This is a genomic window from Streptomyces sp. CA-181903 (genome assembly GCF_050937075.1).
GTDB lineage: Bacteria > Actinomycetota > Actinomycetes > Streptomycetales > Streptomycetaceae > Streptomyces.
In genome coordinates this window covers 4,209,945-4,231,943 of record NZ_JBNJLY010000001.1, presented here as the reverse complement: position 1 = coordinate 4,231,943, position 21,999 = coordinate 4,209,945, and the positions used below count along the sequence as shown (strand labels likewise).

At 72.7% G+C, this 21,999-nt stretch carries 18 protein-coding genes and 2 pseudogenes; 6 read left to right on the top strand and 14 right to left on the bottom strand.

Annotation, left to right across the window (positions count from 1 at the left end):
• Positions 1–76: 76 nt before the first annotated feature.
• Positions 77–1,377, top strand: a pseudogene (cseC, locus tag ACQEVS_RS18955) (two-component system sensor histidine kinase CseC).
• 68 nt (positions 1,378–1,445) lie between these two features.
• Here cseC and ACQEVS_RS18950 read toward each other — a convergent pair.
• Entirely contained in the window at positions 1,446–2,162 is a 717-nt protein-coding gene (locus ACQEVS_RS18950) for a M23 family metallopeptidase (protein ID WP_433021903.1), read from the bottom strand.
• Between the two features lie 343 nt (positions 2,163–2,505).
• Between ACQEVS_RS18950 and ACQEVS_RS18945 the strand changes: the two genes are divergently transcribed.
• Positions 2,506–2,856: a trypco2 family protein gene (locus ACQEVS_RS18945; protein WP_185942249.1), complete on the top strand. Its 351-nt coding sequence runs from the start codon at positions 2,506–2,508 to the stop codon at positions 2,854–2,856.
• Positions 2,853–6,128: an NACHT domain-containing protein gene (locus tag ACQEVS_RS18940; RefSeq protein WP_433021901.1), complete on the top strand. Its 3,276-nt coding sequence runs from the start codon at positions 2,853–2,855 to the stop codon at positions 6,126–6,128. The genes ACQEVS_RS18945 and ACQEVS_RS18940 overlap by 4 nt, the downstream gene beginning before the upstream one ends.
• A 76-nt stretch (positions 6,129–6,204) precedes the next feature.
• Here the strand turns inward: ACQEVS_RS18940 and ACQEVS_RS18935 are convergent, their stop codons facing one another.
• The gene (locus ACQEVS_RS18935; RefSeq protein WP_004949520.1) at positions 6,205–8,730 is read right to left on the bottom strand and encodes an ATP-dependent Clp protease ATP-binding subunit; all 2,526 of its coding nucleotides are present in this window, start codon (positions 8,728–8,730) and stop codon (positions 6,205–6,207) included.
• Between the two features lie 500 nt (positions 8,731–9,230).
• Here ACQEVS_RS18935 and ACQEVS_RS18930 point away from each other — a divergent pair, with 500 nt between their 5' ends.
• Positions 9,231–10,064, top strand: coding sequence for an SCO3374 family protein (locus tag ACQEVS_RS18930; protein WP_433021899.1), 834 nt, complete (start codon positions 9,231–9,233; stop codon positions 10,062–10,064).
• On the opposite strand, the gene ACQEVS_RS18925 is transcribed toward ACQEVS_RS18930, so the two are convergent.
• The 11 genes and pseudogenes from ACQEVS_RS18925 to ACQEVS_RS18875 all read right to left on the bottom strand — a co-directional run bounded on the left by ACQEVS_RS18925 (position 9,995) and on the right by ACQEVS_RS18875 (position 18,906).
• A complete protein-coding gene (locus ACQEVS_RS18925) occupies positions 9,995–10,333 on the bottom strand; it encodes a histone-like nucleoid-structuring protein Lsr2 (RefSeq protein ID WP_004949517.1) in 339 nt (112 codons plus the stop codon). The genes ACQEVS_RS18930 and ACQEVS_RS18925 overlap by 70 nt on opposite strands.
• A gap of 165 nt (positions 10,334–10,498) precedes the next feature.
• The gene (locus ACQEVS_RS18920; protein ID WP_433021896.1) at positions 10,499–11,035 is read right to left on the bottom strand and encodes an amino-acid N-acetyltransferase; all 537 of its coding nucleotides are present in this window, start codon (positions 11,033–11,035) and stop codon (positions 10,499–10,501) included.
• A 9-nt stretch (positions 11,036–11,044) separates the two neighbouring features.
• Positions 11,045–11,440: a BlaI/MecI/CopY family transcriptional regulator gene (locus tag ACQEVS_RS18915; protein ID WP_433021894.1), complete on the bottom strand. Its 396-nt coding sequence runs from the start codon at positions 11,438–11,440 to the stop codon at positions 11,045–11,047.
• Positions 11,441–11,604: 164 nt separating this feature from the next.
• Complete coding sequence (locus ACQEVS_RS18910; RefSeq protein WP_398279856.1) at positions 11,605–11,787, bottom strand: hypothetical protein; 183 nt, start codon at positions 11,785–11,787, stop codon at positions 11,605–11,607.
• A gap of 84 nt (positions 11,788–11,871) precedes the next feature.
• Positions 11,872–12,720, bottom strand: coding sequence for a hypothetical protein (locus ACQEVS_RS18905; protein ID WP_433021892.1), 849 nt, complete (start codon positions 12,718–12,720; stop codon positions 11,872–11,874).
• Positions 12,721–12,879: 159 nt separating this feature from the next.
• Complete coding sequence (locus ACQEVS_RS18900) at positions 12,880–13,677, bottom strand: type III pantothenate kinase (protein ID WP_433027683.1); 798 nt, start codon at positions 13,675–13,677, stop codon at positions 12,880–12,882.
• Positions 13,677–14,690 carry a carboxylating nicotinate-nucleotide diphosphorylase gene (nadC, locus tag ACQEVS_RS18895; protein WP_433021890.1) on the bottom strand — a complete coding sequence of 338 codons (1,014 nt, stop codon included), beginning with the start codon at positions 14,688–14,690 and terminating at the stop codon, positions 13,677–13,679. The genes ACQEVS_RS18900 and nadC overlap by 1 nt, the downstream gene beginning before the upstream one ends.
• Positions 14,691–14,760: 70 nt before the next feature.
• Positions 14,761–16,410 (bottom strand): annotated as a pseudogene (locus tag ACQEVS_RS18890) (L-aspartate oxidase); the annotation flags it as partial.
• The gene (panC, locus tag ACQEVS_RS18885) at positions 16,407–17,285 is read right to left on the bottom strand and encodes a pantoate--beta-alanine ligase (protein WP_433021888.1); all 879 of its coding nucleotides are present in this window, start codon (positions 17,283–17,285) and stop codon (positions 16,407–16,409) included. The gene panC and the pseudogene ACQEVS_RS18890, both read right to left, overlap by 4 nt.
• A complete protein-coding gene (locus ACQEVS_RS18880) occupies positions 17,282–18,247 on the bottom strand; it encodes a Rossmann-like and DUF2520 domain-containing protein (RefSeq protein ID WP_433021886.1) in 966 nt (321 codons plus the stop codon). Before ACQEVS_RS18880 ends, panC begins: the two co-directional genes overlap by 4 nt.
• Before the next feature lie 416 nt (positions 18,248–18,663).
• A complete protein-coding gene (locus ACQEVS_RS18875; RefSeq protein ID WP_433021884.1) occupies positions 18,664–18,906 on the bottom strand; it encodes a hypothetical protein in 243 nt (80 codons plus the stop codon).
• 99 nt (positions 18,907–19,005) lie between these two features.
• Here ACQEVS_RS18875 and ACQEVS_RS18870 point away from each other — a divergent pair, with 99 nt between their 5' ends.
• On the top strand, positions 19,006–20,130 hold the full coding sequence (locus ACQEVS_RS18870) for a DUF5937 family protein (RefSeq protein ID WP_433021882.1): 1,125 nt from the start codon (positions 19,006–19,008) through the stop codon (positions 20,128–20,130).
• 71 nt (positions 20,131–20,201) lie between these two features.
• On the opposite strand, the gene ACQEVS_RS18865 is transcribed toward ACQEVS_RS18870, so the two are convergent.
• Positions 20,202–20,804 carry a short chain dehydrogenase gene (locus ACQEVS_RS18865; RefSeq protein ID WP_433021880.1) on the bottom strand — a complete coding sequence of 201 codons (603 nt, stop codon included), beginning with the start codon at positions 20,802–20,804 and terminating at the stop codon, positions 20,202–20,204.
• 111 nt (positions 20,805–20,915) lie between these two features.
• On the opposite strand from ACQEVS_RS18865, the gene ACQEVS_RS18860 reads away from it, so the two are divergent.
• Positions 20,916–21,788 carry a LysR substrate-binding domain-containing protein gene (locus ACQEVS_RS18860; RefSeq protein ID WP_433021878.1) on the top strand — a complete coding sequence of 291 codons (873 nt, stop codon included), beginning with the start codon at positions 20,916–20,918 and terminating at the stop codon, positions 21,786–21,788.
• Positions 21,789–21,999: the final 211 nt, after the last annotated feature.

Here is a 21,999-nt window from a genome sequence, read left to right as displayed (position 1 = left end):
CCCGCCCCCACCAGGTCGCACCCCTCCGCGTCGCCCCCCTCCGCAGGGACGCGCTCCCCGAGGAGCCCCACCCGCCATGGTGAACCTCACCCTTCGCAGCGGACTGCGCTGGAAGGTCAGCCTCGCCATCGCCGGCGTCGGCGCGCTGATCGCGGTCGCGCTCAGCCTGGTCGTGCACAACGCCGCCCGCGCCTCCATGATCAACAGCAGCCGGGACGTGATGGACCAGCGCATCCAGCTGGCCGAGCGCTACTACCGGACCAGCCAGGGCCGGACCACGCTGCACGCCAAGGTGGACGACCCCGCGCTGCCCGAGCAGCTGCGGGAGGCCGCCGCCCTCGGGCAGCGCGCCACCTTCGTCCAGGACAGCGGCGGCTCCGCCCCGCAGGTCTGGGCGTCGGTCCCGCTGGCCAACGGCAAGATCCTCTCCATGCACCAGCCGTTCCAGGACCGGCTGAAGATCCTCGACGAGATGGACCGGGCCCTGATCATCGGCTCGGTCTCGGTGGTCCTCGGCGGCTGCGCGCTGGGCATCCTCATCGGCGGCCAGCTCTCCCGCCGGCTGCGCAAGGCGTCCGCCGCCGCCCGCAAGCTCGCCGCCGGCGACCGCGATGTCCGGGTGCGGGAGGCCATCGGCGGCCGGGTGCGCGACGAGACGGACGACCTCGCCCGCGCCGTCGACGGCATGGCGCAGGCCCTCCAGGACCGCCTGGAGGCGGAACGGCGGGTCACCGCCGACATCGCCCACGAGCTGCGCACCCCCGTCACCGGCCTGCTCACGGCCGCCGAACTGCTGCCCCCCGGCCGCCCCACCGAGCTGGTCAGGGACCGCGCCCAGGCCATGCGGACCCTCGTCGAGGACGTCCTGGAGGTGGCCCGGCTGGACGGCTTCGCCGAACGGGCCGAGATGCAGGAGATCGAACTCGGCGAGTTCGTGGTGCGCCGGGTGCGCACCTTCTCGCCCGAGGCCCGGGTCACCGTCGTCCGGCACGCCTACGTCAACACCGACCCCGGCGGCTGGAACGCATCCTCGGCAACCTGCTCGCCAACGCCGCCAAGCACGGCCGGGGGCCCATCGAGGTCACCGTGGAGGGCCGCGTGCTGCGCGTCCGCGACCACGGCCCGGGCTTCCCCGAGGACCTGCTGCGGGAAGGCCCCAGCCGCTTCCGCACCGGCAGCGAGGACCGTTCCGGCAAGGGCCACGGCCTCGGCCTGACGATCGCGGCGGGCCAGGCCCGGGTGCTCGGCGCCCGCCTCACCTTCCGCAACGCGGACCCGGAGGCTGCGGGCGGCGGCGGGGCCATCGCGGTGCTGTGGCTGCCGGAGTCGTCGCCGACGAGCACGGGGACGTTTCCCATCATCCGGGTGCCGGACTGAGCCCGTCACACGAAAGGGCGGGGAACCCCTGAAGTGGGGTTCCCCGCCTTTTCACCGGCCGGCGTGCGTCAGAGCTTCTCGCCGTGGCCGCTCAGGAAGCCGAGCGGCTCGACGGAGGAGCCGTAGTTCGGGGTCGTACGGATCTCGAAGTGCAGGTGCGGACCGGACGAGTTGCCGGTCGAGCCCGACAGGCCGATCTGCTGGCCGGCGGTCACGCTCTGGCCGACCTGGACGGCGACGGACGACAGGTGCGCGTACTGCGAGTACGTGTTGTCGTCGTGCTTGATCACGATGGCGTTGCCGTACGCGGCACCGTCACCGCCGCCGTTCGCACCGGCCTTCACGACGACACCCTTGTGGACGGCCTTCACGGCGGTGCCGCTGGGCACGACCAGGTCCTGACCGCTGTGCTTGTGGGCCCACATGTTGCCGTCCTTGCCGAACGGCTGACCGATGACGTAACCGTCCACCGGCTTCACCCAGGCGTCGGCGAGATTCCGGACCTGGGACCGGTCGGCCCGCTCCTTCTCGGCCGCCCGCTTGTCCTTCTCCGCCTTGGCCGCCTTCTCGGCGTGCTCCTTGTCGGCGACCTTCTTCTGCGTCTCGGCCTGCGCCTTCAGCGACTCGCCGAAGGCGGTCGCGGAGTCGGCGGACAGCACGGAGACCCCCTGGACGACGGGCTCCGCGGCCAGCGCCACGCCCGCACCCAGTGCCAGCGACGCGCCCAGGCCGACGGCCAGGGTGGTGGCGGTGCGGCGGGTACGGAAAACGTTGCGCTTCGACATAAAGAAAAACCTCCAAGACAGGAATCGATCCCGGCTGCGGACCGGGATCGCCCTACCTTGATAGCCGCCGCTTCCCAGCCGCTCCAAGTGGCCTTACTACGGCCGTCCCTAGTAGCGGCGCCGAAATGCACCGGCCCCTCATCCCCCGGAATTCCGGGTGCGCTTCCCGTAATTCCGGAGGCGCCTTTCCTGCTAAAGCGGATAGTAATCCGGGAATGGCCTGTGTGCCTTGTCACCGCGCCAGGACCTCCGCCTCCCCCGTTCCGGGACCAAAGACCCCCCGCCGCCGGTACGCTCCGCGTCAACACCCGCACACGCACCGCGACGCCCGGGGGCTCACGACATGACCGACGCATCACCCTTCGACGGCATCGAACTGGCGGAGGCCGTCGAAGCCATCCGCACCGGCCTGACCAGCGCCGCCGCCACCGGCGAGGGCAAGGACCTGGGCTTCGAGGTCGGCGACATCACCATGGAGTTCGGCATCGAGATGCGCCGCGAGCTCAAGGGCTCCGGCAAGGTCCGCGCCTGGGTCGTCGACGCGGGCACGGACGCCACCCGCGGCTCCTCCCGCACCCACAAGGTCACCTTCACCCTGACCCCGAAGGACATGCGCACCGGCACCGGCTGGAAGGTCGGCAACCAGCGACCGGGCGGGGTGTCGAACTTCGGGACGGTGGAGCCGGGGCAGTGAGCCCGGAGGACCGGGTGGTCGCGGTCTTCGCGGCGGACCAGGGCAGCGGCGTCCTGCTCACCCCCGAGCTCGTCCTCACCAGCGCCCATGTCATCGGCGGGGAACGCACCGCCGAGGCCATCGCCTTCGGGGGCGAGGCACCGGCCGTCTGCGACGTCCTCTGGCGGGGCCTGCCCGACCGCTGCGACGCGGCCCTGCTGAGGGCCCGCGACCCGCTCGTCGACGCGGACGCGCTGCCGCCGCTCCGCTGGGGCGTCCTCTCCACCCGCGAGCCGGTCCCCGGCTGCCAGGCCCTCGGCTTCCCCGACGTCGCCCGCTTCGGCGACGACGACCTGGACGTCGCCCAGATACCCGGAACCCTCACCCCCGGCTCGGCGCGCGTCCGCGGCCGGTCGGTCCTGCGCACCACCCACCACCCACCCGCTGCCCGCCGCCCCGGCGGCTCGCCCTGGGCCGGCCTGTCCGGCGGCCCGGTGTACGCCGGCCCGCTGCTGGTGGGTGTGGTGGCCGAGGACCCGCGCGGCTGGCAGCACTCGGCCATCGAGGCCGTCCCCCTGTTCCGGATCCTGGGTGAACCGAGCTTCGCGGCGGCCCTCGCCGAACACTGGCCCGACGCGCCCGCCCCCATCCCCCTGCACCACCCGCGCGTCGACGACTTCGCGTACGAGGCGCGCTACGCGGCGGCGGTCAAGGCCCGCTACAGCCGGCTGGAGGTCTTCGGCCTCGACGACCTGGGCGAGCACGAGAAGCGCTGGGACCTGGACACGGCGTACCTGAGCCTCCAGGCGGAGCCGGCACCCGGCCGCGACCGGCTCCCCCAGGAACCCCGCCGCGTCGAGGACCTGCTGGCCCTGCACCCGCGCGCGGTCCTCCGCGGCGAGGCGGGCGCCGGCAAGACGACGCTGGTGTGGTGGCTGGCCGCGCACGCGGCGTGCCAGACCCTCCCCAAGAAGCTCGCCGCGCTGAACGGCCTGGTCCCGTTCGTCGTCCCGATGCGCCGCCTGGCCGCACTCGGCATCACCGCCCCGAGACCGGCCGAGCTGCCCGGCATCGCCGGCCTGGTCGAGGACGACCCGCCCGACGGCTGGGCGGGCCGCGTCCTCGACTCCGGCCGGGTCCTGCTCCTGGTCGACGGCCTGGACGAACTCCCCCGCGAGTCCCGCGCCCCCGCCCGCCAGTGGCTCGACGAGTTCCTCCGCCGCTACCCGCTGATCCGTTGCCTGGCGACCGTCCGGCCGCGCGCGGTGGAGGACGGCTGGCTGGACTGGCAGGGCTTCGAGGAACTCCGGCTGCTGCCGATGAGCGACGCGGACATCCAGGAATTCGTCACCGCCTGGCACAACGCGGCGCGCCTCGAATGCGACGGCCTTCCCGCGGTCCGCTGGTCGGCGGAGGAACGGACCCGGCTGGACGAGCTGGAACGCGACCTGAAGCTGGAGTTCGAGCGCAACAAGGTGCTCCGCGACCTGGCCCGCACGCCCCTCCTCTGCGCCGTCATCTGCGCCCTCCACCGCCGCCGCAGCGGCCTTCTGCCGCATACGCGCTGGGCCCTGTACCGGGCGGCCCTCGCGATGCTTCTCGGCGACCGCGACGAGCAGCGCGGCATCAGGGCGCCAGAGGGCATCGTCATGCAGTCCGAGGAAGCCCAGCAACTCCTCCAACGTGTCGCGGTGTGGCTCGTGCGGAACAGGCAGACGGAGCTCACCCGTGAACAGGCCGTCCGCCAGATCGGCCGAGCCACGCTCAGCCTGCGACGACTGCGGGACGATTCCCCGGAGAGACTCCTGGAGCATTTGCTGAACCGCAGCGGTCTTCTCCAGGAACGGTCGTCGGACTCCATCCAGTTCATCCACCGAACGTTCCAGGACTTCCTCGCCGCGAAGGAATTCCAGGATGCGGACTGCTTGGACGAGTTGCTCGATCACGCGGCGGAGGAGCAATGGCAGGATGTCATCAGGCTGGCCATCGGGCACTGCAGCCGCAGTGAGGTTCGCCGCGTCGTCAACGGCCTCATAGCCGTCGGAGACAGACTCGACGAGCGAAAAACGTTGTGGTCCCTGCGGGCGCTCGCCGCGGAGTGCGCGGCCAGCGCGACGGCGATCGACGACGACCTCCTCAGTCTGGCGTGGGATCTCGTCAAGGCACTGGGGGAGCCGCTGGATCAGCGCGAAGTCGATTGCCTCTGCTCGCTGGGCGCCGAGGCCCTACGGGTCATTCCCGGTCCCGCAGGGCTATCCGCAAGCACGGCGAGGTCCTACGCCAGGGTTCTCCGTGCCATGGGCGAGCCTGCGATCCCACTGCTCCAGCATTACGGGCAATTCCCCTCGGCAGGCGTGCGCCAGCAGGTCGCCTACGCCTGGGACGCCATGCCGACCAGGTTGTTCGCGGACAGGGTCCTCAAGGGAATGCGGCTCGACGACCTGTTCATCCGACTGTCCGACGCCGCCCAATGCGCCCTCCTTCCGCGCTTGGGCGATACCGCCGGGATCCAGTTCACCGGACACCACGACGCTGAAGCCATCCGAGCGGTACTGTTCGGCCGGAAGATCAAGCGACTTGTGGTCGCTGACCGCGACGGCTTGCTTACTGACCTCGATTTCCTCGGCGACCACCAGGAGCTGGAAGAGCTGGGTCTTCCCGACTGCTCACGGCTGCACGACATATCAGTCCTGACAGAGCTCGACCTGAGACGCTTGTGGCTTTTCCATTGCAGCGCACGTGCATGGGAGGTCTTACCAAGGCTGAGCGCGTTGGAGGAGCTGAGCCTCACCCTTGTGCACGGTGGACGGAAGGTCGGTCTGCCAGACCCGCCACCTCGTGTCACTTGTCTCTCGCTCGGTGGCGAGACGCCATTGGACCTGGAGGGCATCGGACGCTGGACAATGGTAGAAGACCTCTTTGTCAACGCCACACTGGCGGGACCCGAAAACCTCTTTGAGCAACTTCACGAACTCCCCCGCCTCACCTGCCTTACGCTGCGTGAACGCGCCTTGGGCGGTGCAGGCATCACGCCGTTCCCCAATATCCGGGAACTCGGGCTGATCATCCGCGACCCCACCCTGACCGTACCGGTCCGGCGTCTCTTCCCCGGTCTGACGAGAGTCCGGGTGACCGATGAGACGCCGCTTTCGTCGGGCTGCCTGGATCTCGGCGTGCTACACGGCCTCCCCGACCTTCGGGTCGAAGTCCAGCGAATCGGCACGCACCCGCGCATCATCGATGCGAAGCGCTTCGGCGAAAGGCTCACGAGCGAGGTCGTCTTCCCCCCATGACGACCGGCCCCGGAACCGTCCAACGGTCCCGGGGCCGACAGCCCTACTCAGCGCTCAAACAGGGCGCTCCGCGCCCTCACGCGTCCTTCGACAGGTTCGGCCCGGCGCCGCCGGCCGCCTGTTCCACCGGCGGGGTGTCCGGCAGGGCCGACTTCTCCTCGCCGCGGAAGGTGAACTTCTTCTCCTCGCCCTCACCCTCGGTGCCAACGACCACGATGTGGCCGGGCCGGAGCTCACCGAAGAGGATCTTCTCGGAGAGGATGTCCTCGATCTCGCGCTGGATCGTCCGGCGCAGCGGACGGGCGCCCAGGATCGGGTCGTAGCCGCGCTTCGCGAGCAGCTGCTTCGCGTCGCCGCTCAGCTCGATGCCCATGTCGCGGTCGCGCAGCCGCTCGTCGACCTTGGCGATCATCAGGTCGACGATCTGGATGATGTCTTCCTGCGACAGCTGGTGGAAGACCACCGTGTCGTCGACACGGTTGAGGAACTCGGGCCGGAAGTGCTGCTTGAGCTCCTCGTTGACCTTGGCCTTCATCCGCTCGTAGCCGGTCTTGACGTCGCCCTGGGCGGCGAAGCCCAGGTTGAAGCCCTTGGAGATGTCCCGGGTACCGAGGTTGGTCGTCATGATGATGACCGTGTTCTTGAAGTCCACGACCCGGCCCTGGGAGTCGGTCAGGCGACCGTCCTCCAGGATCTGCAGCAGCGAGTTGAAGATGTCCGGGTGGGCCTTCTCGACCTCGTCGAAGAGGACCACCGAGAACGGCTTGCGCCGCACCTTCTCGGTCAGCTGGCCGCCCTCTTCGTAGCCCACGTAACCGGGGGGCGAGCCGAAGAGGCGCGAGACGGTGTGCTTCTCGCTGAACTCCGACATGTCGAGGGAGATCAGCGCGTCCTCGTCGCCGAAGAGGAACTCGGCGAGCGTCTTGGACAGCTCGGTCTTACCGACACCCGAGGGGCCGGCGAAGATGAACGATCCGCCCGGACGCTTCGGGTCCTTCAGACCCGCGCGGGTGCGCCGGATGGCCTGGGAGAGCGCCTTGATGGCGTCCTTCTGGCCGATGACGCGCTTGTGGAGCTCGTCCTCCATGCGGAGCAGACGCGAGGACTCCTCCTCGGTCAGCTTGAAGACCGGGATGCCGGTGGCGGTGGCCAGGACCTCGGCGATCAGCTCGCCGTCGACCTCGGCGACGACGTCCATGTCGCCGGCCTTCCACTCCTTCTCCCGCTTGGCCTTGGCGGCCAGCAGCTGCTTCTCCTTGTCGCGGAGGGAAGCGGCCTTCTCGAAGTCCTGCGAGTCGATCGCGGACTCCTTCTCCCGGCGCACGTCGGCGATCTTCTCGTCGAACTCGCGGAGGTCCGGCGGCGCGGTCATCCGGCGGATGCGCATCCGGGAACCGGCCTCGTCGATCAGGTCGATCGCCTTGTCCGGCAGGAAGCGGTCGGAGATGTAGCGGTCGGCCAGGGTGGCGGCCTGGACCAGGGCCTCGTCGGTGATGGAGACGCGGTGGTGCGCCTCGTACCGGTCGCGGAGGCCCTTGAGGATCTCGATCGTGTGCGGCAGCGACGGCTCGGCGACCTGGATGGGCTGGAAGCGGCGCTCCAGCGCGGCGTCCTTCTCCAGGTGCTTGCGGTACTCGTCGAGCGTCGTGGCACCGATGGTCTGGAGCTCGCCGCGGGCCAGCATCGGCTTGAGGATCGAGGCGGCGTCGATCGCGCCCTCGGCGGCACCCGCGCCGACGAGCGTGTGGAGCTCGTCGATGAACAGGATGATGTCGCCGCGGGTGCGGATCTCCTTGAGGACCTTCTTCAGGCGCTCCTCGAAGTCACCGCGGTAGCGGGAGCCCGCCACCAGGGCGCCGAGGTCGAGGGTGTAGAGGTGCTTGTCCTTGAGGGTCTCGGGCACCTCGCCCTTGACGATGGCCTGGGCCAGTCCCTCGACGACGGCGGTCTTGCCGACGCCGGGCTCGCCGATGAGGACGGGGTTGTTCTTGGTACGGCGGGACAGCACCTGCATGACCCGCTCGATCTCCTTCTCGCGCCCGATGACCGGGTCGAGCTTGGACTCGCGGGCGGCCTGCGTGAGGTTGCGGCCGAACTGGTCCAGGACGAGCGAGGTCGAGGGGGTGCCCTCGGCCGGACCGCCGGCGGTGGCGGCCTCCTTGCCCTGGTAGCCGGAGAGCAGCTGGATGACCTGCTGCCGCACCCGGTTCAGATCGGCGCCCAGCTTCACGAGGACCTGGGCGGCGACGCCCTCGCCCTCGCGGATCAGGCCGAGCAGGATGTGCTCCGTACCGATGTAGTTGTGGCCGAGCTGGAGGGCCTCGCGGAGCGACAGCTCCAGGACCTTCTTGGCACGGGGGGTGAAGGGGATGTGCCCGGACGGGGCCTGCTGGCCCTGGCCGATGATCTCCTCCACCTGCTGGCGGACCGCCTCGAGCGAAATCCCGAGGCTCTCCAGGGCCTTAGCGGCGACACCCTCACCCTCGTGGATCAGGCCCAGGAGGATGTGCTCGGTGCCGATGTAGTTGTGGTTGAGCATCCGGGCTTCTTCCTGAGCCAGGACGACAACCCGCCGCGCACGGTCGGTGAACCTCTCGAACATCGTTAATCGCTCCTCAGAGCGGTCAGGCAGTAAGGGGTCGGTCCCCTCCCTGTCCTTCCGCATGCTAGTCCCGCGGGACGGGACAGCTCATTCCAACTGCCGACATCCGTCCGGATCACCCCCGCGTCGACGGGGAAACCTGCTGCCGAACAGCCGACAACTCCTCCAACCCGATGGTGGGAGACGATGTTCCCGCAGGCCAGGCATATACGCCCACCGCCACTACGCCGATGGCGAACGCACCCCTGGTCCGGCCGGACCGGCCGCACCCCCGGATCTTCCCGGCGGACGCGCCACGAGCCCTGCGGTACCGCCTCTCCCCATGGTGGGATCCCTACCCCCGGGGGCGCACGCTCCATGCGGCGCGGGCCGGCGTACTCCGCTACGGGCGAACACCCTCGCGCTACCCGGAGCGCTTGTGCGCCCCACTCTTCCTGTACAGAGAGTGCCCACCGGTGGACAGCGCGTAACCTCAAGGGGTCGGCTCAGTTGCACCGTTCATGGCCCCAGCCCTGCCGGAACCCCGTACCGGAGACTCAACCGAAGACCTCGCCGGAGACCTCAGCGGCCGCCTCGCCGGAGACCGCTCCCGCGCCCTCCCGGCGGACCGCCGGCGGCGCTGGTACGAGCAGGAGCTCGGCTGGCCCACCACCGGCGGCGAACCGCTCGGGCTGCCGACCGGGCTGCGCTTCGACGCGCTGGGCCTCCCCGCGGACGCGGGCGTCGCGGTGCTGGCGCGGGTACGCCCCACCGGGCCCGTGGCGCTCGACCGGCGGGCCGGGACGCTGTGGTTCCTGACCGCCGTGGGCAGCGCCGACGAGCTGCCGGGGCTGCTGCGCTGGCTGGAGTGGGACGGCGTCGCCCTGGACCTCACGGCGCTGGGCTCCGGCGGCCGGATTCCCGCGCCGGCGCCCGTGGGCGTCCGGTTCCCCCGGTCCCGTACGAGCGGGGCCGACGGAACGGCCCGGCCGGAACGGCAGGCCCGAGAGGACCGTGAGAGCCGCGCGCCCCGGGAAAGCCGGGAACACCCGGAAACCCCGGGAAAGGGGCAGCCCCGGGAAAGGGGCCCTTCCGATCCGCGGGAGGCCGTGTGGTTGCGGCCTCCCCGGCCTGGTCGCGAGGTGGAGCCGACACTTCCGGTGACCGGCCTCGGGGGCGGCAGGCTCGCCCCCGATTACGTACGGCTGGTGAGCGCGGCGGCCACGGAGTGCCACCGAGCCCGGCTGCTGCGCGCCGGACGGTCGCGCAGGGGGCCGACGGGGGATCAGCCGTTGGCCTTCTCGTACGCCTCACGGATCTCGGCGGGGACGCGGCCCCGGTCGTTGACGTTGTAACCGTTCTCCTTGGCCCACGCGCGGATCTTCGCGGTGTCCTGGCTCGCCCCTGCGGAGGCGGCCCGGCCACCACGGCTGCGGCCCGCCGAGCGACCGCCGGTGCGACGGCCGTTCTTGGCGTACGGCTCCAGCAGCCCGCGCAGCTTGTCGGCGTTGGCGGTGGTGAGGTCGATCTCGTACGTCTTGCCGTCCAGAGCGAACGTCACCGTCTCGTCCGCCTCGCCGCCGTCGAGGTCGTCGACAAGAAGGACCTGAACCTTCTGCGCCACGGGGGGATTCCTTTCATCAGCAGAAAAGGGATTACGGAGGAATAGCAAACCGCCTTTCCCGGAAAAACACAAACCCCCGGGGAAGGTTCAGTCGCCCTTCCACGCGGGAACCACGGCTTCCAGGACGGCACGATAGGGGCGCGATTCGGACATAGAGACCGGCGATCACAGATGCAGAAGCATCCGGCTGTTGCCAAGGGTGTTCGGCTTCACCCGTTCGAGACCCAGGAACTCGGCAACACCCTCGTCATAGGAGCGCAGCAGCTCGCTGTAGACATCACCGTCCACCGGGGTCTCACCGATCTCGACGAAGCCGTGCTTGGCGAAGAACTCCACTTCGAAGGTGAGGCAGAAAATGCGCCGCACCCCCAGCCAGCGCGCCGTCTGCAGCAGCTTGTCGAGTACCGCGTGACCGACACCGCCGCCCTTGACCTCGGGGGCGACGGCCAGCGTGCGGACCTCGGCGAGGTCTTCCCACATCACGTGCAGTGCGCCGCATCCGATGACCGTACCGTCTTCGTCGCGTTCGGCGACCCAGAACTCCTGGATGTCCTCGTAAAGGGTCACCGTCGCTTTGTCGAGCAGGATGCTGTCGCGGGCGTAGGTGTTGATGAGCCGGCGCACGGCGGGCACATCGGAGGTCCGGGCCCTGCGGACGGTGAGGACTTTTGCGGGGGCGGGCCGGTCGGAAGCTGCGGGCATAAGCGGACGCTATCGCCCCGACGGCGGCTCGTCCTCCCCGGGCCGACCGAGTTGGACGACGCGGATCGCGTCCCGGAGGGCTTCCCGTTGTTCGGCCGACATCATGCCGAAGAAGGCGACGAGAGCGGCCGCGGGGTTGTCACTGACGGACCAGGCTTCGTTCATCAGTGCGGCCGAGTAGGCGGCCCGGTTGGACACCGCCTCATATCGATAGGCCCGTCCTTCGGCTTCCCGGCGCAGCCAGCCCTTCTGATACAGGTTGTCCATTACGGTCATGACGGTGGTGTAGGCGATCGACCGTTCCTGCTGAAGGTCTTCGAGGACTTCTCGAACAGTGACCGGCCGGTTCCACTCCCACACGCGCGTCATGACGGCGTCTTCCAGATCACCGAGGCGTCGAACCACACGCGAATAATAGTGGGAGATGTCTCGAATGCCGGTTTATCGGGCCGCGGCCCGCGAAGAGGACTGCGAAGGGGTCCGCGAAGCCGGTCGCGAAAAGGGCGTGCGGCCCGGGAAATACTCCCCGGGCCGCACGCCCTTGTCCGCCGCCGGGTTTCCGGCGTGGTTCACGCCCCCGCGGTCTTCGCCTCCGGGGAACCGCCGGCGGCCTCGGTGCGGGCCATGGCGTCGACGATGGCGTCTTCCTTGGCCTTGTTCGCACCGCCCTGGCTCTTGACGATCGTCACGACCAGCGCGGTGAAGGCGATCGCCATCACCACGGGCGGGACGAGCGCGGCGACATAGTCCATGGCCGTCGGCTCCTTCTGGGTGGGAGGGGTCTGGAGGGGCGCACGTGCCCGAGGGCCCGGACGCGGCCGGGCGCCCCGTCCAGATTACGCGCGCGCCAACGGCGGCCCGCCGGGGACCTCCGTCCCGCACCCGGCGTCCCGGCGGCCCATCCCCTCGGCGGGCGGCGCCGGCTTGCGGCGCGGCGGGAAGACCTCGCCGGGGGTCGGGATGGGACGGCCGCCGGGCCGTGGGGCCTTGGGCGCCGGCGCGGGCGGCACCTTCGGCCGCTCGGAACCGGGCGCCGAGCCCGGCGCCGGTCCGGGCTTCGCGACCGGCCGGGCGCCCGGCTTGGGCGCCTCCGGGCCCGCCGCGGGCGGCAGCGCGTCGTGCGCGCCGAGGCGCGGCCGGGCGGCGGGGACGGCGGTGGCGACGGAGACGGAGACGGAAGGGGAGACGGAGGTGGCGACGGAGGCGGAGGCGGTGGAGGCGCCCAGGAGGGCGCTCGCGGCGGTGCCGCGGGCTCCGGGGGCCGTGCAGTCGGCGAGCCGGCTCCGTACGGCGGTTTCCGCGAGCCGCTCGCAGCGTTGGAGGAGGGAGCGGCGGCGGCCCGTCTCGGCGGCGCCGGCCGGGGCGGCGCACAGGGCGCGCAGGGCGGCCAGGTCCTCCGCCCCCGGGCGGTGGCCGGCCGCCAGGGCGTCCTGGAGCCGTTCCACGTAGCCGGGCGCGGTGCCGGGGAGGGCGGCGCGGTAGCGGGCGAGGTCCGCGCGGAGGAAGGCGCGCAGCCTGCCGCCTTCCCTGGCCGCTTCGTCCACGGCCTGCGCGAGCCGGAGGCAGCTCTGCTTCTCTGCGTGCTCGGTGCGGGGCTGGAGGGCGATGGCGAGGGCACGGCGGAGCACGCGCAGCTCGTCGGCGCTGAACGCCATGCCGCCGTGGGATCCATAGGGCGTAGGCATGGGCCGACTTTAAGTGCTAAACGGACAATTTTCGCTTAGCGCGGCCCCTGCGGCGTGGCTCGAACACGCCCCCCGGGTCGGCCCTCGCCACGCCCCCGCCTCGACCCGTCGCCACGTCCACGCCACGTTCCGTCGCCACGCCCCCGCCCCGTTCCGTCGCTACGTCCGCGCCACGTTCCGCTCGTACACCAGCCGCAGGCCGATCAGCGTCAGCCAGGGCTCGTGCTCGTCGATCACCGTGGCCTCGCCGAGCACCAGCGGCGCCAGGCCGCCGGTGGCGATGACGGTGACGTCGTCGGGGTCGTCCGCGAGCTCCCGCGCCATCCGGTTGACGACGCCGTCCACCTGGCCGGCGAAGCCGTGGATGATGCCGGACTGCATCGCCTCGACGGTGTTCTTGCCGATCACACTGCGCGGCCGGGCCAGTTCGATCTTGCGGAGCTGGGCGCCCTTGACGCCCAGCGCCTCGACGGAGATCTCGATGCCCGGCGCGATCACCCCGCCCACGTACTCGCCGCGGACGCTCACCGCGTCGAAGGTGGTGGCCGTGCCGAAGTCGACGACGATGGCGGGGCCGTCGTAGAGCTCGACGGCGGCGACCGCGTTGATGATGCGGTCCGCGCCGACCTCCTTGGGGTTGTCCATGAGGATCGGCACGCCGGTCTTCACACCGGGCTCGACCAGGACGGCAGGGACGTCACCGTAGTAGCGGCGGGTCACCTCGCGCATCTCGTGCAGCACCGAGGGGACGGTGGAGCAGATGGCGATGCCCTCGATGCCGTCGCCCAGGTCGTCGCCGAGCAGCGGGTGGCGGCCCATGAGGCCCTGGAAGAGGACGGCGAGCTCGTCGGCGGTGCGCCGGGGATCGGTGGAGATCCGCCAGTGCTCGACGATCTCCTCGCCGTCGAACAGGCCGAGGACGGTCTGGGTGTTGCCGACGTCGATGGTGAGCAGCATCAGGCGGCACCCCCCTGCTCCCGGGCGTCCCGCTCCCGCAGGTCCAGGCCGATGTCGAGGATCGGCGAGGAGTGCGTGAGCGAGCCGACGGCCAGGTAGTCCACGCCGGTGGCGGCGTACTCGTGCGCGTTGGCCAGGGTGAGCCGGCCGGAGGACTCCAGCCGGGCGCGGCCGGCGACCAGGGCGACGGCCTCGCGGGTCCGCTCGACGGTGAAGTTGTCGAGCAGGATCAGGTCGGCGCCCTCGGCGAGGACCGGCGGGATCTGCTCCAGGTGGTCGACCTCGACCTCGATCGGCAGCTCGGGGAACCGCTCGCGGACGGCCCGGAACGCCTGGGCGACACCGCCCGCCGCGACCACGTGGTTGTCCTTGACCAGCGCGGCGTCCGAGAGGGACATCCGGTGGTTGACGCCGCCGCCGCAGCGGACCGCGTACTTCTCCAGGGCACGCAGGCCGGGCGTCGTCTTGCGGGTGTCGCGGACCGCGGCGCCGGTGCCCTCCAGGGCGTCGGCCCAGGCGCGGGTGGCGGTGGCGATGCCGGAGAGGCGGCAGAGGATGTTGAGCATGCCGCGCTCGGCGGTGAGCAGGTCGCGGGTGCGGGTGGTGACGGACAGCAGGCGCTGCCCGGCCTCGACCCGGTCGCCGTCCTCGACGTGCCGCTCGACCTCGAAGTCGTCGGTGCAGACCACGGAGAGGATCGCCTCGGCGACCCGCAGCCCGGCCACCGTGCCGGCCTCGCGGGCGGTGAAGTCGCCGGTGGCGACGGCGTCCTCGGGGATGGTGGCCACGGAGGTGACGTCCACGCCGCCGTCCAGGTCCTCCTCGACCGTCATGTGCGCGATCTCCTCGACCAGCAGCGGGTCGAGACCGGCGTCCGCGAGCAGCGCCGCGAGGCCGTCGTCGAGCCCGCACTCGTAGGCCGAGGCCCCCTCGCCGCAGGCGCAGTCGCCGCCGCAGCCCGGTTCGTCGGTCAGGGTGGTGAGCCGGTACTGGAGGTCGTCGGGCGTGGTCACGCGGTGCTCCTCGGTGCGGAAGGCTTGAAAGGAGGGGAAGGAGGGGAAGGAGGGGAGGGCGGGGAAACCGGGGGAAGGCGGTCGTCTCCGTGGTGGAGACCGCAAGCGTACGGTCCGGGCGGAGGGTGACGAGGAGGTGGCGGCGCCACCGGTCGTCGTCGCGGTCCGGGCGGTCCTCGCGCCAGTGGCTGCCGCGGGTCTCCTCGCGGCGCAGCGCGGCGGCCGTCAGGGCGCGGGCGACCAGCAGGAGGTTGGTGGCCTCCCATGCCTCAGTGCCGGGCTCGGCGCTCTTGCCGTCGGTGTGCGCGGCGCGGCGGACGGCGTCGAGCCGGTCGGCCGCCTCGGCGAGGCTGTCGGCGGAACGGAGGACTCCGGCGCCGCGCGTCATGATCCGCTGGATCGTGTGGCGGTCCTCGGGGGCGACGAGCGGGTCGCCGGGACCGTCCGCCGGCACGGGCTCGCCGGGCACGGCCGGGTCCGCGGCCACGGCGGCCGCGATGCGCTCGGCGAAGACCAGGCCCTCCAGCAGCGAGTTGGACGCCAGCCGGTTCGCGCCGTGCACGCCGGTGCAGGCGACCTCGCCGCACGCGTACAGGCCGGGCACGGTCGTCCGGCCGTGCAGGTCGGTGCGGACGCCGCCGGACGCGTAGTGCGCGGCCGGGGCGACCGGGATCGGCTCGGTCACCGGGTCGGTGCCGTGCGCGCGGCAGGCGGCCAGGATGGTGGGGAAGCGCTCGGCCCACATCGCCGCGCCGAAGTGCCGGCCGTCCAGGTACATGTGCTCGGCGCCGGTCTCCCGCATCCGGCGCAGGATGCCCTTGGCGACGACGTCGCGCGGCGCCAGCTCGGCGAGCTCGTGCTGTCCGGTCATGAAACGGACGCCGTCGGCGTCGATCAGGTGGGCACCCTCGCCGCGGACCGCCTCGGAGACCAGCGGCTGCTGGCCCTCGGCGTCCGGGCCGAGCCAGAGCACGGTCGGGTGGAACTGGACGAACTCCAGGTCGGAGACCTCGGCGCCGGCGCGCAGCGCCAGGGCGACGCCGTCGCCGGTGGAGACGGCGGGGTTGGTGGTCGCGGCGAACACCTGGCCCATGCCGCCGGTCGCGAGCACGACGGCCCGGGCCCGGACGGCGCCGACGCCGTCGTGCTGGCCCTCGCCCATGACGTGCAGGGAGACCCCGGCCGCCCGGCCGGTGGCGTCCTTGAGGAGGTCGAGGACGAGGGCGTGCTCGATGATCCGGACCTCCGCCGCGCGGACGGCCGCGACCAGGGCGCGCGACACCTCGGCGCCCGTCGCGTCGCCGCCCGCGTGCACGATGCGGTTGCGGTGGTGGCCGCCCTCGCGGGTCAGCTGGACCTCGCCGGTGGCGGGGTCGGCGTCGAAGCGGGCGCCGGTGGCCATCAGCCGGCGGACGGCGTCCGGGCCCTCGGTGACGAGCGTGCGGACGGCCTCCTCGTCGCAGAGGCCGACACCGGCGACGAGGGTGTCGTCGAGGTGCTGCGCCGGGGTGTCGCCCTCGCCGAGGGCGGCGGCGATGCCGCCCTGCGCCCAGCGGGTGGAGCCGTCGTCGAGGCGGGCCTTGGTGACGACCGCGACCCGCGCGCCGGCGGCCGCGCTGCGCAGCGCGACGGTGAGGCCGGCGACGCCCGACCCGATGACGACGACGTCCGCGTCGACGGACCAGCCCGGGCGCGGAGCCGCGAGTCGTATGCCGGTCATGACCGTTCCCCCGGGGTGAAGTCCAGCACGATGTTGTCGATGAGACGGGTGGTGCCGACCCGGGCGGCGACCGCGAGGACCGCCTCGCCGGTGAACCCGGCGGGCACCTCGGTGAAGTCGGCCGGGTCGACCAGCGCCAGGTAGTCGAGGACGACCGGGGGCTCCAGGGTCGCCGCGCCGTCCAGGACCGCGCGGGCGGCCTCGCGGACGGCGGACGGGCCGCGGTCCGCGGCGCCGGCCGCGGCGGTCAGGGCCCGGGAGAGCGCCAGGGCGGAGGCCCGGTCGGCCGCCGAGAGGTAGCGGTTGCGGCTGGACAGGGCCAGCCCGTCGGCCTCGCGGACGGTCGGCACGCCGACGATCTCCACCGGGAAGTTCAGGTCCCGGACCATGCGCCGGATCATCGCCAGCTGCTGGGCGTCCTTCTGCCCGAAGAGGGCGGTGTCCGGGCGGCTGAGGTGCAGCAGCTTGGCGACGACCGTCAGCACGCCGTCGAAGTGGCCCGGGCGGTGGGCGCCTTCGAGACGTTCGCCCATGGGCCCGGCGCTGATCCGCACCTCGGGCTCGCCGCCCGGATAGACCTCGGCGACGGAGGGGGCGAAGACGGCGTCCGCGCCGGACTTCTCCGCCAGGGCGACGTCGGCGTCGAGCGTGCGCGGGTAGCGGTCCAGGTCCTCGTTCGGGCCGAACTGGAGCGGGTTGACGAAGACCGTGACGACGACCTGACCGTCCGGCCCGGCGAGCCGGCGGGCCTCGCGGATCAGGGTGGCGTGGCCCTCGTGGAGGGCTCCCATGGTCATGACGACGGCGCGGCGGGCCGCGGGGTCGCGCGGGAGGGAGCGGAGCTCCGCGGTGTCGCGTACGAGGCGGGTGGTCACTGCTGTTCTCCGTCCGCAGGGCCGGAACCGGCCGTTCCGTCCGTACCGCCCGCCTCGTTGGCCAGGACGCCGAGCAGGTCTTCCGCCAGCTCCGGCTTGAGCAGGCCGTGCGCGAGCGCGCGGTCCGCCGTCGCCCGGGCCATCGCCAGATACCCGGCGACCGCCTGCGGCGCGTGCCGGCGCAGCTCCGCGACGTGGGCGGCGACGGTACCCGCGTCGCCGCGCGCGACCGGGCCGGTCAGCGCGGCGTCACCGCTGCGGAGCGCGTTGTCGAGGGCCGCGCCGAGCAGCGGGCCCAGCATCCGGGACGGGCTGCCGACGCCCGCCGCGGACAGCAGCTCCATGGCCTGGGCCACCAGGGTGACCAGGTGGTTCGCGCCGATGGCCAGGGCCGCGTGGTACAGCGGCCGGGCGGCCTCGTCGATCCACTCCGGCTCGCCGCCCATCTCGATCACCAGCGCCTCGGCGGCGAGCCGCAGCTCCTCGGGCGCGGTGACGCCGAACGAGCAGCCGGCCAGCCGCTGGACGTCCACCGGCGTACCGGTGAACGTCATGGCGGGGTGCAGGGCGAGGGGCAGCGCTCCGGCCCGGGTCGCCGGGGCGAGCACGGCCGCGCCGTGCCGTCCGGAGGTGTGGGCGAGCAGTTGCCCGGGGCGGACGGCCCCGGTCTCGGCCAGCCCGGCGACGAGCGCCGGGAGGACGTCGTCCGGGACGGTGAGCAGGACCAGTTCGGCCCGCGCCAGCACCTCGGCGGGCGGGACGACGGGGACGCCCGGCAGGATCTCGGCCGCGCGCCGCAGCGAGGCGTCGGAGACGCCCGAGACGGCGACGGGCCGGTGCCCGGCGAGCTTGAGCGACGCGGCGAGGGCGGGGCCCACCCGGCCCGCGCCGACGACGCCGACCGTGAGGCGGGCGGGCCGGTCCTGCGGGCTCGGCCGGTCGGGGGTTGGTTGTGCGTTCACGCGGCGGGGTGCCTTCCGTTCCAGTCCGCGGGGGTACCGGACGATTCCGCTGTCATGCTACGCGCTCCCGATCGGCCGTGAGGAGGACGGCGGCGGGCCGCGGAGAGGGGAGTTCGGGGCCGTCGGCGGGACCGTCCCGGCTCGTTACGGGCCGTGCCCGGCGGTGCTTTCCGGACTCGCGCCGGACCGGACCCGAAGCTCCGCCGCGTTCCGGACCAGGCTCCGCGTCACGTGCGGGGACGGTGGCGGTCCGCCTGCGCACGGACCGTCGGGCACGCGCCGCGACGGACGGCGGACGTCCGCACGGGCCGGCCCGGGACGTACGCCGGGCGGGACAGGGTCCGGCGGGACAGGGTCCGAGCCGGGCCCGCCCGCGTCGCCCCGTGCCGCGCCCATACACGCCCCCGCCCGCGGACTCAGCACCCCACGGGCCCCCGGCTCCCCGCCGGTACCTGCGGTACCGCCGCACCAGTGGGCCGCCGCACCGGCCGTCCCCGTTTGCCCCACTTCACCCGTCCGTCCAGTACGGCCAGGAACTCCCGCCACATCCGGATCTGCCGGACCGCCTCCACCTCGTACGTCCCCGGCGCGGGCGGGGCGGACTCGCCCCGCCGGGCCGCGCGGTAGCTGTCGAACATCTGCTGCTGCGTTGCGTCCATGCCTCCACGGTGCGCCGCGACCCCGCTCCGGCGCGCGTCGATTGACGCGGACCGTCAATCGAACGGGAGCCGGCCGGCGGAGCGCACAGAATGAGGGGCATGAGCCTGATGATCGACGTCACGGGCCTGCCGCCCGAGCGTGTCGTCTTCGCCGCGTCGCCCCTCACCGAGCTGGGGCACGCCCTGCACGTCCTGGCGGAGCCCAAGCACCACCCCGGACTGCACGGCTGGGTGACCGCCACGGCGGCCGGCCTCAAGCCGGACCTCGCGGACCGGCTCTGCGAGGCCGACTTCCTGTGGACGACGGGGATCTCCGACGTCTTCGACGCCTTCGCCGCCGTCCCGGACACCGGCGGCCGTCCGGGCGCCACTCTCAAGGACGATCTCGACCTGCTCGACCGGCTCGACGACGAGCAGTACGTCTCGGCGGCGTTGGAGCTCGCCTGCTCGAACTACTACGCCCCGAACTCCGACTCGCCGCTGCGGGACCCGGTCGCCCGCGACCGCGCCCTGGAGCGCGCGGCGGCCCGCGGCCCGCGCCAACTGCAGTTCGCGCACCGCATGCTGGACGACCCGCAGGACGTCCGGGCCTGGCTGCGCCGCCTGTTCGAGGACTGCGAGGAGGCGTTCTTCGGGGACGTCTGGCGCCGGGTGGGCATCCAGCTCGCGACCGACGTCCGGCACAAGACCGAACTGCTGCGCCGCAAGGGGCTGCGCGGGGCACTGGCCGAGGTGTCGCCCGCGGTCACGCTGGAGGAGGAGGCCGCGTCCACCCGGATCCGGGTGGACAAGCTGTCGTCCGGCCGGACCACCGCCCTGGACCCGGCGGTCACCCCCGGCATCACCTTCCTCCCGTCCGCCTTCGGCTGGCCCCACCTGCTGGTGCTGTCCGCGCCGGGGTGGCGGCCGGTGATCCACTACCCGATCGACTCCCCCGAGGCGGCCGGCCCCGCCTCCCTGGAACTGATCGAACGCCGCCTGGACGCCCTGGCGCACCCGATGCGCCTGCGGTTGTGCCGGTGGCTGGCGCGCAGCACCTACACCACCGGCGAGCTCGCCGCCGAGCACAACATCAGCGCGCCCGAGGCGTCGCGGCACATCAAGGTGCTGAAGAAGGCGGGTCTGGTCACGACCCGGCGGCGGGGGCGGTACGTCCTGCACCAGCTCGACCTGACGGTGGTGGCGCGGCTGGGGAGCGACTTCCTGGAGGGGATCCTGCGGTAGGGGGCGCGCCAGGCCCAGAGCGACAACGCGGCTGAGCAGGCCCAGGACGTCAACGCGGTGAAAGATGCCGCTCAGTACCCGACGCGGAACGTCCGCCCCGTCAGCCGCCCCTCGATCGACCGCACGTACGCCTGCGCCACTTGCTCCGCCGGCACCGTCCCCATCCCGGGGAACACGCTGTCGTACGCGTCCCCCGACTCCGCGACGACGCCCGGGCTCACGGCGTTCACCCGCTGCGGCGCCAGCTCCACCGCCGCCGCGCGGACGAAGGCGTCCACGGCGCCGTTGGCCGCCGCGGCGGCCGCGCCCGCGGGGATGGGCTCGTGCGTGAGCACGCCGGTGACCAGCGTGAACGAGCCGTCGGGGGCGATGTGGCGGGCGCCCTGCCGGACCAGTTCGAGCTGGCTGAGCGCCTTGCTCCGGAGCGTGGCGGCGAGGTCGTCGTACGTCAGCGCGCCGAGCGGCGCGAAGACGGCGTCACCGGCGGCGACGGCGACCGCGTCCAGCCCGTCGACCTGCTCGTAGAGCCGGGTGACGGCGGCGGGGTCGGAGACGTCGGCGCGCAGGTCGCCGCCGGTGCGGCCGACGGTCACGACCTGGTGGCCGCGCCCGGTCAGGACGGTGTGGACGGTGCGGCCGATGGTGCCGGAGGCGCCGACGAGGAGGATCTTCACGGGGGCTCTCTTCCCTGGGTCACGAGTTGCGGACTGACTGCCGAGAACGACCGTACGGAGCCCGCCGCACACCGGGAAATGCCGTCTGCACAGGCACTATGCTCCCCACGCATGGATGTCGAACTGCGTCATCTCCGCGCCCTCGTGACCATCGCCGACGAGGGCACCGTCACGGCCGCCGCCGCCCGGCTGCACCTGACGCAGCCGGCCCTGTCCCGCACGCTCGCCCGGCTGGAGCACCACGTCGGCGTGCCCCTGGTCGACCGCTCCTCCCGCCGGCTCGCCCTCACCCCCGCCGGGCGCACCCTGTACGACCACGGCCGGGCGATCCTCGCGCACGTCGACGCCGCCCTCGCCGACACCGCCGCCGTCTCGCGCCCGCTGCGCCTGGGCTACTCCTGCGCGGTGCTCGGCCGGTCCACCGTGCCGCTGCTGCGGTCCTGGCGGCGCGACCACCCGCACGTCCCGCTGGAACTGCGCCGCCGGGACGAGGGCACCGCCGGGCTGGCCACCGGTGAGACCGACGCGGCCGTGGTCCGCGCCGACCCCGGCGACCCGCGGCTGCGCGTCCTCCCCCTCTACACGGAGGACCGTTTCGCCGCCCTCCCCGACAACCACCCGCTGGCCGCCCGGCCGGAGGTCACCCTCGCCGAACTCTCCGACGAGACGCTGACCCTGTGGCGCGAGGACAGCACCTCGGGACCGGCCCTGTGGGACGGCATGAGGCGGCCGGCGACCGGGGCCTCGGTGCAGGACGTCGACGAGTGGCTGAACGTCATCGCCGTCGGCGACAGCATCGGCGTCGCCGCCGCGGGCACCGCCGAGAGCCACACCCACCCCGGCGTCCGCTTCGTCCGCCTCACCGACGCGGAACCGGCCACCGTCTACCTCGTCCACCCGGCACAGCCCACGCATCCGAGCACGCAGGACCTGGTGGTGGCGGTGGAGGAACTGGTGAGCGGGGACGCGTTTCCCGCGGTGTGAGCGACGTCCGTGACAGGCGGGCTCGAAGGGGCCTGCCGGGACCGGCCGTTCATGACGACTCCCCGGTCCCCGGCTTCCTGGAAGGTACAGACCCGGCGCGCGGGCCGAGTCCACGGGCGGCCGCGCGTCCCACGTCGCCGTCGCGATGACGGCCCTGATCGTCGGCGCCGCGCCCGAGGCCCTGCGGGCGGCCCGGCGGTGAGCCCGCGGC